The organism is Vibrio marisflavi CECT 7928 (genome assembly GCF_921294215.1).
GTDB classification, from domain to species: domain Bacteria; phylum Pseudomonadota; class Gammaproteobacteria; order Enterobacterales; family Vibrionaceae; genus Vibrio; species Vibrio marisflavi.
In genome coordinates this window covers 236,317-249,343 of sequence record NZ_CAKLDM010000001.1, presented here as the reverse complement: position 1 = coordinate 249,343, position 13,027 = coordinate 236,317, and the positions used below count along the sequence as shown (strand labels likewise).

Genomic DNA, 13,027 nt, shown 5'->3' with positions numbered 1-13,027 from the left:
CGAAACAACTATTTTCATATCGTTTCATTTATTGATTGAGAGCACTCCTAGCTATGCGACACAACAGCTCTTGAAGCAAAAGGTGAACAACACTCGTCACCCAGAAAGAGAGTCTAGGAAAAACCTCATACCAAGGCTAAAAACGATGTCAGTAGAGTTACTCATGTTATAGATATTCTCTGTAGCAGACAGCTCAAACTGCGCTAAATCTTTTAGATAGTAGCGATAACCGAGTACAACCTCTTGAGAGGCTTTTGTAAATTCTTCGTCGTGCTCTAGCATGCCTTCGTAGCCGTGATATTCGAACATTAATTCGTGGTTTCGAGCCAAACGATAACCATAGCCAAATGCCCATGCGCCAGTGAACCTTTTAACTGGCAATGTCTCAAATATGTGCTCATCTGAAGAGTGTAAGGTTCCACCAATTGTCGTAAAAAATGAGCTTGCGCCATAAAAGAGTGAATAGTTGATTTGAAAAGCTTGGTCAAAGGTAGATGCGGCAAACGGAGAGTTACTTACCTTGTTATAATATAAAGTCGCGCCAAATGAGAACGCTTGATGTGATGTGCGAAATGCCTGCCACTGCAAATATCCATGCACCGCATTGACCATCACCTCACTGTCAAAGTCATTAATCGCTATATTGTAAGTGCTACTATCGATGTTGTTTTGATGTTTGTCTTCATCCTGTCTACCGTTTTGCGATATACCAACAAAGTCATGGAAATCAATTGTCAGCGTATCGAGGTGATTATTCGCTGACCACGCCAGTTGATACTTTACCTCTGCACTCCAAGACTCGCTCACACGCCAAGCAACTCCTGACATCACTTGGTTTTGATAGTAGTCTAACTGGATATCTCGACCTTGTGCCCATACACTCGCTACGCTCCCCACCAAGAACACTTCAGCATCGTCAACCAACTCAGCAGAACGCAGTTGTGTGGTTAAACTTAATGCTTGAAGCGGAGAAGCTGCGTAAGTTCTGAATGGAGAAGAGTGGCGCGACGATTTACATTCAGCTTGAACTCCGTCTTCTTCGCAATTTGGAAGTTCTTCAGCAAAAATCAGGCTTGGCGTAAAAATGCAAAGGGAGCTGAGTAGCCCGCTCAGAACCGTTCTCATCCTTGTTTGACGTTCCATCTAAAATCCATTTGAGTTCAATGTGTTAAGAGCTCGTATTTTTATTTAGATTTTAGAAGCAATATTCAAAACTTCACAAAACTTTAACGCTATCTGTGACGTACAGCTTATCGTCCAAGAATTTTTTACAGTGTAAATGACGGTAATCTGTATATCCCTTACCTTTCATCTTTCGGAGAATCCATAACCACCATAGTTGAGATGGACTTCACCCATTTGCACTCACCTAATACGTCTGAATGAAATCTTTTGTAAGCTGATAAATTTTCGGTCTCTACTCGTAGAAGGTACTCGTTGGCCCCAGTGATGTTGTGGCACTCCACCACTTCTTTTTCAAAACGCACATGCTCCTCGAAATCAAGCTGTGCTTTTTTGGTGTGGCTATTTAAGCCAATCGAAACATAAGCAGCAAAGCCAATTCCAAGTTGATCTCTGTCCAACACAGCTCGATAGCCTTTAATCACTTTTTTCTTTTCTAAATCTTGCACGCGGCGCAAAGTCGCTGACGGAGATAGCCCAACCGCATTGGAGAGCTCAACGTTGGAGATTCTTCCGTCTAATTTGAGTTCTTGCAATATTCTTTCGTCAAATTTATCCATTCGTTAACTTTATTGTTCATTTGGGCACTTCAAAAGCAATAAAAGCACAAAATTGCTCCAAGTTCCAATTACCATGGTTTTACAACATGAAACAACACAGGAATATCACAATGGATTTAGGTCAATTAGGCGCTATCGCGCTATTTGCATTTGTCACTACCTTTTCCCCCGGGCCAAACAACATTATGTTGATGACTTCAGGCGCGAACGTTGGGTTTGTTCGCACGATTCCTCATATGCTTGGTGTCGTGTTTGGATTTGCTTTTATGGTCATATTAGTCGGCATGGGCTTAACGACAGTTTTTCATACCTACCCTGTTATCCATCAGGTATTGAAAGTCGTCAGCTTAGCTTATTTGTTCTACCTGGCTTACAAAATAGCGACCAGTAAACCTAGTCAAAACAAATGCGATTATAAGCCACTCAGCTTCTTAGGTGCAGCAAGCTTTCAGTGGGTGAACCCGAAGGGCTGGGCAATGGCTCTGACTGCTGTGAGCGTATATAACTACAGTGCTTCGATATTTGGTTTAGTGATCATTGCCTGCGTTTTCTGTGTCGTTAACCTACCCAATGTTGGTTTTTGGACAGTTGCAGGAAAGAACCTCCAGCGCTGGTTAAACAGTCCAACTAAAGTGAGAAATTTTAACTGGGTAATGGCTGGACTTCTCGTTGCCTCTACCCTGCCAATGATGTAACTACTAGGGTCAATAGACCCTAGTTATTTCAATGCACAACCTTGCCAATTTTTTACTTCCTTGCATACAAATCAAATATATACTTAGTGCCATAAGCTACGAATCAACTAGCAATGTCAGCCTAGATAACAAGGAATCAAAAATGGCACTCGAACTGAAACCCGGTCAAACATCTATCAAATCCAAAGCTGCTGTCGCTTGGGCAGCGGGCGAACCTCTCAAAATGGAAGAAGTTGATGTCCAGCTTCCTCAAAAAGGAGAAGTACTGATTCGCATCGTGGCATCTGGAGTGTGCCATACCGACGCATTTACGCTTTCAGGTGAAGATCCAGAAGGTATCTTTCCATCCATTTTAGGTCACGAAGGAGGCGGTATCGTTGAAATGGTTGGCGAAGGTGTCACCAGCGTTGAAGTAGGCGATCATGTTATTCCTCTTTACACTGCAGAATGTGGCGAGTGTAAGTTCTGTAAATCGGGTAAAACTAACCTTTGTCAAGCCGTTAGAGAAACGCAAGGCAAAGGGTTAATGCCTGATGGCACATCTCGCTTCTCGATAAATGGGGAAACTGTTTACCACTACATGGGTTGCTCGACTTTCTCTGAGTACACAGTACTACCAGAAATATCGTTAGCTAAAGTCAATAAAGACGCACCATTGGAAGAAGTGTGCTTACTCGGTTGCGGTGTCACTACAGGTATGGGAGCTGTGCTTAATACTGCCAAGGTAGAAAAAGGCGATACGGTCGCTATCTTCGGTTTAGGTGGTATTGGGCTATCAGCGATAATTGGAGCACGAATGGCGGGTGCTAGCCGAATCATCGGTATTGATATTAACGAAAGCAAGTTTGATTTAGCCAAACAATTAGGGGCTACTGATGTCATTAACCCGAAGAAAATCGACCAACCTATCCAAGAGTATATAGTGGCGTTAACAGACGGCGGTGTGGATTACTCATTCGAGTGTATTGGCAATGTTAATGTCATGCGACAAGCTCTTGAGTGCTGTCACAAAGGTTGGGGAGAGTCAGTCATCATTGGTGTCGCTGGTGCTGGACAAGAGATTTCCACTCGCCCATTCCAGCTGGTTACTGGTCGCGTATGGCGTGGTACAGCATTTGGTGGTGTCAAAGGCCGCAGCGAACTACCTGGAATTGTAGAACAATACCTTGCTGGCGAATTTGGGCTTCAAGAATTTATCACACACACCATGGGCTTGGATGAAATCAATTCTGCATTTGACTTAATGCACGAAGGGAAAAGTATTCGCTCTGTTGTGCACATGGATAAATAACAAGATGTGGGTAGCAGAAGGGCTGCCCACTTTCACTTTGAGGAAGATCTATGAGCGTCAAAGAAATCAGCCGAAATAAAGTGTTTGGCGGCTGGCATATCCAGTACACTCACCAATCGGATACGCTAAATTGCGACATGCGCTTTGCTATATTCATCCCACACAATGCAACTCAGTCCAATCCAGTACCTGCCATATATTGGCTTTCTGGACTCACCTGCACCGATGAAAATTTTATGCAAAAAGCCGGAGCATTTGGTAAAGCGTCAGAATTGGGTATCGCCATCATTGCATCCGACACTAGCCCAAGAGGTGAATCTGTGGCCAACGCTGAAGATTACGATTTGGGGCAAGGTGCTGGTTTTTATCTCAATGCGACGAGGCAGCCATGGGCAAATCACTATCAAATGTATGACTATGTGACCGAAGAGCTACCTAACATTGTCGAAACTAACTTTGCGGTATCCAACATCAAATCCATTGCTGGACACAGTATGGGAGGGCATGGGGCGATAACCATCGGCCTAAAAAACCCTGACCAGTATCGTTCTATTTCTGCATTTAGCCCGATTTGCAACCCAATCAATGTACCTTGGGGACAGAAGGCATTTAGTACCTACCTCGGAGACAACCGTGACAGCTGGCTTGAATATGACTCAGTGGAACTGCTAAAAAAAAGCCGTTCAGTACTACCTATCTTGGTCGATCAAGGTGATTTAGATGGTTTTCTCACTGAGCAACTTAAACCTGAGACTCTAATTGAAGCGGCTAATCTTAACCAATCACCTGTACAAGTTCGCATGCAGTCCGGTTATGACCATAGCTACTACTTTATCTCCAGTTTTATCGACGAGCACATACAGTTCCACGCGAAATACCTATTCGCTGACTAGTTGTTTTTTAATGCCCCAGCAGACACCACTACTGGGGCATTTATTAGCGCACCAGTATTCTAGAAAAACGTATTGTAATCGAGCTTTACTTTGGGAAAGCTAAATTGCCACAACTCTCGAATTTGCACTCGAAAGCTATGAGGGACAGGAATATAACCAAGATTTAAGGTTTCTTTGTTGCCTGACACAAGCACCCAAGAGCAGAACTTTAAGATTGAAGAAATTGTCGCTTTGTTATCGGTATGCTCTGGCACCAGCATAAATGTTGTCGCTAAGATTGGCCAGCTTTCAGTCCCTGGTAAGTTAACCACTTTCGTTAGCATACCTTGGCTACTCTCAGGAATATTCACTAGCGCAGCATAAGCACTTAGCATCGATGGTGAAAGTGTCATCCCATCATGATTGACCAACTCTGCTTTCGCTAAGTGTTGATTTTGCGCATAACGATCTGAAACATAACCTATCGAATAAGGTACATTCTTCACACTTAAAGCAAGCTGTGAGCTTAAACGCTCTCCCACGGAGTTTGCTGGCATATCGATTAGCTTCAAAGTACCATCATGGATACTCGTCCACTTGTCAGATACCTCGCTTAAATAGTGAGAAAACGCATAGGTTGTTCCGGATTCAGTACTACGATACATAAGCACAATTTTCTTATGAGGTAGATTCACCTCTGGATTAAGCTGTTTAATCGCAGGGTTATCCCACCAAACAATTTTACCTAAATACATGTCCGCAATAACGGGGCCATTTAAGGTCAAAGGTTTCGTTATGCCCGGTAAGTTGTAAACAATGTCGACCATAGAAACCATCATTGGAAACTGAACCCAATGATGTTCATCTAAAATCGTTTGACTATATGGCATATCAGTCAACGCAAAACTACGATTACCCTTCTCCAGATTATCAACACCTGCCCCAGATCCTGTTGCGACGTAAGAGACTTGATTCCCTGTCTGACGCTGATAATTTTTAGTCCACATCAACATGGCTGGCTCAGCGATAGAAGAACCTGATCCTGAAACCTTTACTGCATTCGCAAAAGCACAGCTCGATATAAATAGTGACAATATAATAGCAACAAATCTCACTATATTAGTTTTTAAATTTTTATTCATAACCAACACTAAATGACAATTTATCTGTAATTAATATTTTCCATATTTAACGCCGGTTAAAATCCATCTTATTCAGCCGTAAGGATTCTATTATTTAAAATAGTACTGTCAATGTTAATACAAAATAAAAACACAGACACATCAATAGTATTAACAACATAAATGCAAGAGCCAAATATAGCTAACAGTAAAAAGCCAGCACTATATTAATACAGTACTGGCTACCAATAACTCGAAAAATATTTAATCGCTACTGAATGTAGCCTTAAGTTTAAATGTGCCTAGTAATTTGATGCGTAATATCAATAATATGAGTATTTTCCAACTGTGCCGCTACTAAATGCTTTATCTGGATTGAATCTCCTGCTAGCCCAAGGGACACTCCTACTATTAGAAGACATGCTACCAACCAAACTCCAAACATAAGCAATGGCAGCTTCCTGCCTTGCCAACATGAACTATCACTAAAATTGCTCCGACTTCGACTAGACATTATTTACTTTCCTCAATTTGAAACAATCTTTAGTGGCACTTTAAAAGTACCTTTATTTTTCAACGCTACAATTGGTAAATTACCTTGGAATCGGTATTGAATTTTCATCCACACTATATGGTTTTGCTCTAATATTTGCTGGCTAGATGGAAAGTCCTTCGGAACAAACGTTACTGCACCATTTCTAAATTGACTTAAGAAATTCTGGAAACCATTGATTCCCGAATATATTTTATTAATCTCAAAGCCATTGAAGCGAATCGTTAGCTTTGTTTGACCACAACTTGCTGGTTTCCAATCAAAAAGCTTACTCTGAGAATAATTGTAATTCATTAGCTGCTGCTGTTTATCAGAGCAAGAAAGCACTAATTCTGACTCATATGGATGATTGGCAGCATCTGGGTTTACTCCCATCGGCATGGCTTCTACCGCTACTTTGTAGTCATCTTTCAGATCCTGCTTTAGGTATTCACTTTGGTCGATGAATGAGAAAAAGCCTCGTACAAACGGTAAACTAGTCCCCATGAAAGAGGACGGCTCCCAACCTTGTGCCCCCATTTTAATAAACCCTTTACCCGCACCATGGATAAATGAGTTAAGCAAACCGTTTGGCGAGAACAACTTGTTTCTTTTATCTTGAGTCGACACATATTGCAACGGACCATAAACTTGGGCTTCCCAGTCAGACTGAAGCTGGTTTGCTGCCAGTCGAATACCCGTCTGCAACATGAACTGGAAGCTATCGGAATAGAGCGTACCACCATTGGGGTAAGCTCCATTTGACTGTAGCAGCTGCTCAAGCCGAGTTGCAGAGTTCGATGCTTTAAGCTCTGGCGAGCCTGCACTAGGGTTCACAAATAGAGCACTAATGCTTTGGAAAGCTGTGGCTTCATTGCTGATGTGATCGAGAATCTGGCTCATCGCGTCTTGGTAGTTCGCGTACAAGCTGACTCCTTTTTCTAGTTTCTGCTTGAATGCAGGGTCGTCACTCGCTAATTTGGAAGAGGTATCTTGCAACATTTGAGAGCCTTTGCTCAATAATCCTTTGCTCTGCTTACTGTTCCAATACTTGTTTTCAATTGCTTGTGACAAATACAAACTTTGCCAATTGTGTGCGCTCACCGCACTACCCAGCCCCTTGAGCTCAGACAATGTTTTTTGTTGTACCTGACTAAACGGGTTGTTTTGATAAGGCATCTGATTTGCAATTTGTACTCTATCGCTAACACTCAACCCTTTTGCTGAAGCAGGGAACTGCTGATAAAACTTAATCCACTGAGAAACAAACTGACGAATATACTCTTGCTGATAACGTTTTATTTGAGTATTTACGGCAGTATTACCACTCTCTTCCAACTGAAGTAAAAAGTCATCAACAAACTTTTTTCCTTCAAGAGTATAAGAGCCCGGTACAGAAATATCAGTGCCACTCAATAAGCCTGCCTGCCAAAAGCTTGATGCACTAACCGCTTGAATTTGGCTTGAGTCTTCTATCCACTGATTTAACCAACTCGACAATGGATGACGAGCTAGCGCAACCTGCAAATGATTCTGCGTTTGAACTAAAATATGCTCAAGCTGGCTTTTGCTGTTAGTCCAACGTACGAAATCTACAAACATCTGTTGCGAGTCAATTTGGCTGACAAAACCCAAAGGATCGAACTGAAGCGCATTTAAATCTGTGTGCCCTTGCAAAGGTAACGGTTTCTGAGAGCTAGTACCTAACTTGGATTGAATTTGACTGATTCTCCATGCTAAATAGTCAATCCCATTACCTACACGGTCAATTGAAGTTGGGTCAGTATTGTTGATGGCTCGGTATAAAGAAGGATTGATAGCATCAAATAAATACCGTTGATAAGACTTTACGTATTCTTGTTTAGCTAAACTCAAACCTTTGTGGATCCATAGGTCTAAACCTAGTTTTGACAACAATTGGTGACCACGTTCAGCTCGGTGTATAGCGACCTGCAAACCTTGTAGCGTTAAGCGCCTCTGATCCAATTGGCCATAGGTTAGATTGTTGCTCGCTACGGCTGACAACGATTGAACTTGATTGATTTCTTTAGTCAGAGATGCATAGCTATTTTGAGTTTGAATATAGTCTAAACTCATCCCACCAACCGCAAAAAACATCAGTAACAGCAACACAGTGACCGACAAATTCCCTGTCCATTTTCTCCACTGCATGAAAGGGTTACTAAACTGATAGGCATGGCGATCATTTGGTAGCCAACGAGCAAAGAGGTCATTTAAGAACAGGCCTTTTAAATGTCGTTTAGCCTCACCTGACGTTTCCTCCACAATTGGCTTCCTATGTCCTTCGAACACAAACGCATGATTGTGCGACATAACAGCCGGTGAATTGGCCTCAAAACTCGCTAACGCATTTGTTCCACTACTACTTTCCGTCTTTAAGGAAGGGATAACTGTTGGTAACGGTGCAGCCTTGGACAATGCAGAGCTTAAGCTTAAACCACGGAAATATATTGGCTCGTGATAAGGTGTGACACCAAATGCACTCTCCGCAAATGCGATAAGCGCTTGATGTAGGTTTTCAATTTCTCTTGCTAACAGCAGTGTATGAGTTGGAAGTGGCGACAAACCTTGTAGCTGTTCAAGCTGATGAGTAAGCAGTTGATCGCTAATGTAAGCGAGCGCTTTTGAAATCACTTGTTCAGGAGACAACTCTCTATCAGAGTTGATGCAACCAAATAATTCATCGCGCTTGGACGAATCAAGCTCAAGCGCATAACTTTCAAAGCCATAAATCTGATCGCACTTTGTCAGCATTAAATAGACAGGAATTTGAGCGCCCATGACTTTCATCAAGGTATCCAATTTCAACCTTAATTGACGCCCTTTCTTCTGCAGTTGGTCTGTGTCTAAGTTGAGTAAATCATACACGCTTAAACTAACCAGCAACCCATTGATAGGCTCTCTTCTACGAGATCTGGCTAACAAGGTGAGTAAGTGCTTCCACTCTGTTTCACTATTTGTATCATCGACGTTGAAGTACTTACCCGACGTATCAAGAAACACCCCTTGCTCAAAGAACCACCAATCACAATGCTGAGTTGAATGCTCCGACAGCTCCTTCAATGGAGCAAGCACACTGCTTAAACCACAGTTTTCCAAAATTGTCGATTTACCTGAACCTTCCTCACCGATAACCAAATACCAAGGAAGTACATATAATGGATGCCCTTGGCTCCTTAAACGAGAAGATTTCAGTTGTTCCAGCGCTTTGTTCCAACGTTGGTCTAACTCATTGCAGCTTTGACGAAGTGACCACTGGCTAGTTTCGATGGCATCTTTGTCATGCTTGACGACATGCTCGACAAACTTTCGCTCACGGTAACGGAGTATGTATCTTCTTAATAAATAGATGGCGCAAACAATAGCTGCAATACCTGATAAAATGACAGCACCTGACCACCATGGCCACTGCTCTAACTCCACCCAAAAAAACACAGCAGCACTCACTACCGCGATAAGAACTAAAAGCAAAATAAGCTTAAAAGTGCTCCAAAGCCACTTCCGTTTAGAACCTGACATATTGAATTTTACCTTTAACTGAACCAGCCCATTAACTGGGCGTTAAGTAGTGTTTGATAGAGGAAGTAAACGCTTGTCGTAAGACCAGCTGCGACGATAATTAGTCCTAAGCGAAATGGATCAATGAGTCTCCACATCGGGCTTTTCTTCATCATCTTTTGTATTGGAGTAGCTGGCAGCGTTTCACTACCTGACGGCATCAATGGTTTATCTGCCAACAATTTTTGACTGAGTGATAAACGAACTTTTTGCAGTTCAGTATTGTGGAAGTTGGCATATTTGCCACAAAAACCCATCCCTAAACAAAACGCATAGATCGACAGCAGCTGCATTTGATGTTCATTTTTTGAGTTTCCGCTATGAAGTTGTAAACGTTCAAAAAACTCCTCTCCTCCAATATGGGTTTGGAAGAAATGCCATTGCCAAGGTTGCCAAAACCCTTGAGTACCTAGTGGTGAGCTCAAGATAGCTTCATCAATCCAGACATAGACAGCAAACCTAGCTTCATCGACCACTTGTTTTGCAAGCCCAAGCTGCAATGCCGCGGACTCTGCATCAAGGCGTAGAGTCTCTAAAGTTTGTTTCCAAACAGGCTCGACTCTTGCTTCTTGAGCGACATCCATGCAAGGCTCGGCAGTACGAACACTATTTAGCATCACACCAGAAGAAGCGACAGGTTCTAGGTCAGAAGGGTTGGTTTCAATAAGCTGCCTAACGGCCGCCATCAATGGCTGAAAGCACTCTAGTAAAGTCATGATTATCCCCGAGTAATGAATAGTTGCATGTTGGATTGTTCAGGAGCCAGTCCACTCACTCCTAAGCTGCGACTTTCAACGACTTGGCTCCATAGTGGAGAACGGCAGTCTAACTCACAGTAGATACCATCATCTGCTCGTGGTAACCCTGCAGGCGCTTCATGTTGTACGATGAGAGGGATTCCTGATATCGCGCGAGCCATCAAATTCGGCAATTGGCCACTGGCACTGACTTTAATTCGGCTTGCTAGCTCTACATACTGGCTCGGGCTGAATCCAGCAATCCACAACCAATAGCGGTATTCGCCTTTTAATGCGCGCTCGGGCAACTGTGCATGCCAAGCGCCTTGTTGAGATTCAAATCGCAATGCGTATTCAGGTCCAACGACAATACTGTGTAGCATCTGAGTTAACTGCTGTTGGCAACACTCAAACATCGCGTGGAGTTCAAGGTGATCATATGACGGCCAGCGCTGAACTCCCGGTTCGCCCGCAACACTAAAATCTGTCACGAAACTGCTGAGTTCTGCCAGTATTTCGCTGAGAGTTGTCCATGCATCCCACGGCGACATAATTTGTGACTCTAGCAAACACTGAATTTGGCAAGCACATCGATTCAGTGAACGCATAGCAAACGCCAACGTGACATCGCTGTCTCCTGAGGACATACGTTTTGCAGAAGTAGGTTTTTTAAAGCGCTCTAACTGCTTAGCTCGCGACACTAATTGATCCAGCATATCCCGAAACAGGCTGCGCATACTCGACCATTTGTGCAAGTTGGTCACAGGTGGCAAAAAACGATCACTCAGAAAAATTCTCTGACCGTCTCGCTCCAACCTTGCTATTGGAATCAAATGATAGTCACCAGCAACATCTAGTTCATCTTGCCAAAAAATTTTCAGCACATACTGCAAAGGCTTGACTTGACCAGATGCACCTTCCCCATATAAGTCATTCACTTCTTTAGGGTTAGACAACGCGGCATATCGGCTATTGGCTTCTGCCATTTGTGAAGAGTCGTGCACCTCAGTTACATTTTTTCCGCTGTTTTGCCAATGCTTCAGGCCGATATAAACAGGGAATGACTTTCCAGTCTCAACCCAATCTTCTTCAAACTGGCGGTTGGAAATCACAGCATTTTCATTCAATTTACAAAGACTGCCATCCGGAAATAGCACTTCGCATTCTTGAATCACAAACTGTTTGTCAGTGAGTGCATTTTCTCGAATGTTTAAAGACACTACACCCCATGGGTAGTTTTGAGTTAAAGCACGAGTTTGACTTAGCTGCCATTGGTGGAACTGACTTTCCAATTGAAAGTGTTGCGGTTGTAGCAGCAAGCCCTGATGCCAATACAGTGGCTGATTCATGCCTTAGTTTCCTCTTTTTGGTCGCTCATATTTCTTGTCTTGTGAGGAACCCCTTTCCCTTCAAAACCGGTTTCGATCAATTGCCTACCTAAGATAAGTTGCACAGATAGCTTCCCGGGCTTATACCAGTTTGTTTTCCAGATCATGCCTGTGGTTTGTTTATCAATAGGAATGTCAAAGGCTTTTGATACATTGTCGCCCATTGGGTTTGCGTAGCCAGCAACGATTCCAATAGCCTTAACATCCTGATACCTCGGAAAATCAAAGGTTTTCAACTCACTTGGCTGGACAAATAGACGTTGGCTATAAACTACATTTTGGTCATATCCATTGCATTGCAGCAGCCTCGATATACCTGCAGGACTTTTTTTCAAGTCTTCAAAGCTAGCTTTATTTTTCAGTTGGTAGATACATAGCATCAGTGCATGTGACTGACCATTGTAATAATTCAATTGGGGATCGGCTTTCAGAGACAGCTTAACGGCGTCAGATTGCCAATCCCAATGAATCTGGCTTGGATCTTTCACAGGCACTTGCGAAATATTGCCTGTTGGCTGAGGCTCAGAAGAACAACCCGCCAGAGCAAAAGCCAAAACAATCCCTAGCGAAGATACAATTTGGCGACAACGAATCAGCATATATTGCTCCTACTCACTTAACTTTGAATTAGTACTGTTTGATTGGACGTAGAGGCCTGATGCATTCCAACCGAATTAGGAGACAAACCATTTTGGGCCGTCACATTGCACATGCTGACTACAGGAGCGTTACCCATCATGGTGGTGATGCTACCTTGCATATTCTTGCTCCCCATATCATTTGGGCACCCAGAGGCCACCCCCATCGCAACAGGTGGACTTGTTGACATGCTGGTCGCCGTCATCGTCATCTGGTTCGTTGCAGGCATGCCATTGACTAGCACATTCAACACAGTGGTTGGGGGAATACTCATTGCACTAGAGGCCATATTGGCTCCAACCATTGGCAGCGGGCCAGTGGGCGATGGAACCGCAGTGACATCTGGCGTCGCAATAGTCACACTGCCACCAGCGGTAATAGCAAAACCTGGCATTAGCTATTCCTTATCATTTAGAAGTAGATAAATTGGC

Annotated in this window: 11 protein-coding genes; 3 read left to right on the top strand and 8 right to left on the bottom strand. The window is 43.1% G+C overall.

The features are described from left to right. Nucleotides 1–96: 96 nt before the first annotated feature. Complete coding sequence (locus tag L7A31_RS01135) at nt 97–1,143, bottom strand: DUF3187 family protein (RefSeq protein WP_237359640.1); 1,047 nt, start codon at nt 1,141–1,143, stop codon at nt 97–99. 158 nt (nt 1,144–1,301) lie between these two features. Further along, nucleotides 1,302–1,742 (bottom strand): Lrp/AsnC family transcriptional regulator, encoded by a 441-nt coding sequence (locus L7A31_RS01130; RefSeq protein ID WP_237359639.1) that lies wholly within the window; start codon nt 1,740–1,742, stop codon nt 1,302–1,304. Nucleotides 1,743–1,852: 110 nt separating this feature from the next. Between L7A31_RS01130 and L7A31_RS01125 the strand changes: the two genes are divergently transcribed. From L7A31_RS01125 to fghA, 3 genes are all read left to right on the top strand, one after another. After that, entirely contained in the window at nt 1,853–2,437 is a 585-nt protein-coding gene (locus tag L7A31_RS01125) for a LysE family translocator (RefSeq protein ID WP_237359638.1), read from the top strand. A gap of 142 nt (nt 2,438–2,579) precedes the next feature. After that, the gene (locus L7A31_RS01120) at nt 2,580–3,728 is read left to right on the top strand and encodes an S-(hydroxymethyl)glutathione dehydrogenase/class III alcohol dehydrogenase (protein ID WP_237359637.1); all 1,149 of its coding nucleotides are present in this window, start codon (nt 2,580–2,582) and stop codon (nt 3,726–3,728) included. A gap of 50 nt (nt 3,729–3,778) precedes the next feature. Continuing rightward, the gene (gene fghA / locus L7A31_RS01115; RefSeq protein ID WP_237359636.1) at nt 3,779–4,621 is read left to right on the top strand and encodes an S-formylglutathione hydrolase; all 843 of its coding nucleotides are present in this window, start codon (nt 3,779–3,781) and stop codon (nt 4,619–4,621) included. A gap of 59 nt (nt 4,622–4,680) precedes the next feature. On the opposite strand, the gene pstS is transcribed toward fghA, so the two are convergent. The 6 genes from pstS to L7A31_RS01085 all read right to left on the bottom strand — a co-directional run bounded on the left by pstS (nt 4,681) and on the right by L7A31_RS01085 (nt 12,990). Further along, entirely contained in the window at nt 4,681–5,742 is a 1,062-nt protein-coding gene (gene pstS, locus L7A31_RS01110; protein ID WP_237359635.1) for a phosphate ABC transporter substrate-binding protein PstS, read from the bottom strand. Between the two features lie 505 nt (nt 5,743–6,247). Continuing rightward, nucleotides 6,248–9,793: a type VI secretion protein IcmF/TssM N-terminal domain-containing protein gene (locus L7A31_RS01105; RefSeq protein ID WP_237359634.1), complete on the bottom strand. Its 3,546-nt coding sequence runs from the start codon at nt 9,791–9,793 to the stop codon at nt 6,248–6,250. A 14-nt stretch (nt 9,794–9,807) separates the two neighbouring features. Beyond that, nucleotides 9,808–10,548 (bottom strand): DotU family type IV/VI secretion system protein, encoded by a 741-nt coding sequence (locus tag L7A31_RS01100; protein ID WP_237359633.1) that lies wholly within the window; start codon nt 10,546–10,548, stop codon nt 9,808–9,810. Between the two features lie 2 nt (nt 10,549–10,550). Then, nucleotides 10,551–11,918 carry a type VI secretion system baseplate subunit TssK gene (gene tssK, locus L7A31_RS01095; protein WP_237359632.1) on the bottom strand — a complete coding sequence of 456 codons (1,368 nt, stop codon included), beginning with the start codon at nt 11,916–11,918 and terminating at the stop codon, nt 10,551–10,553. Beyond that, nucleotides 11,915–12,556: a type VI secretion system lipoprotein TssJ gene (tssJ, locus tag L7A31_RS01090; protein ID WP_237359631.1), complete on the bottom strand. Its 642-nt coding sequence runs from the start codon at nt 12,554–12,556 to the stop codon at nt 11,915–11,917. Before tssJ ends, tssK begins: the two co-directional genes overlap by 4 nt. Nucleotides 12,557–12,573: 17 nt before the next feature. Further along, a complete protein-coding gene (locus L7A31_RS01085) occupies nt 12,574–12,990 on the bottom strand; it encodes a PAAR-like domain-containing protein (RefSeq protein WP_237359630.1) in 417 nt (138 codons plus the stop codon). Nucleotides 12,991–13,027: the final 37 nt, after the last annotated feature.

What these genes read in the sequence shown, in the direction of transcription:
- L7A31_RS01135 (WP_237359640.1), bottom strand. Translation starts at nt 1,143, where the DNA reads ATGGAACGTCAAACAAGGATGAGAACGGTTCTGAGCGGGCTACTCAGC.
- L7A31_RS01130 (WP_237359639.1), bottom strand. Translation starts at nt 1,742, where the DNA reads ATGGATAAATTTGACGAAAGAATATTGCAAGAACTCAAATTAGACGGA.
- L7A31_RS01125 (WP_237359638.1), top strand. Translation starts at nt 1,853, where the DNA reads ATGGATTTAGGTCAATTAGGCGCTATCGCGCTATTTGCATTTGTCACT.
- L7A31_RS01120 (WP_237359637.1), top strand. Translation starts at nt 2,580, where the DNA reads ATGGCACTCGAACTGAAACCCGGTCAAACATCTATCAAATCCAAAGCT.
- fghA (WP_237359636.1), top strand. Translation starts at nt 3,779, where the DNA reads ATGAGCGTCAAAGAAATCAGCCGAAATAAAGTGTTTGGCGGCTGGCAT.
- pstS (WP_237359635.1), bottom strand. Translation starts at nt 5,742, where the DNA reads ATGAATAAAAATTTAAAAACTAATATAGTGAGATTTGTTGCTATTATA.
- L7A31_RS01105 (WP_237359634.1), bottom strand. Translation starts at nt 9,793, where the DNA reads ATGTCAGGTTCTAAACGGAAGTGGCTTTGGAGCACTTTTAAGCTTATT.
- L7A31_RS01100 (WP_237359633.1), bottom strand. Translation starts at nt 10,548, where the DNA reads ATGACTTTACTAGAGTGCTTTCAGCCATTGATGGCGGCCGTTAGGCAG.
- tssK (WP_237359632.1), bottom strand. Translation starts at nt 11,918, where the DNA reads ATGAATCAGCCACTGTATTGGCATCAGGGCTTGCTGCTACAACCGCAA.
- tssJ (WP_237359631.1), bottom strand. Translation starts at nt 12,556, where the DNA reads ATGCTGATTCGTTGTCGCCAAATTGTATCTTCGCTAGGGATTGTTTTG.
- L7A31_RS01085 (WP_237359630.1), bottom strand. Translation starts at nt 12,990, where the DNA reads ATGCCAGGTTTTGCTATTACCGCTGGTGGCAGTGTGACTATTGCGACG.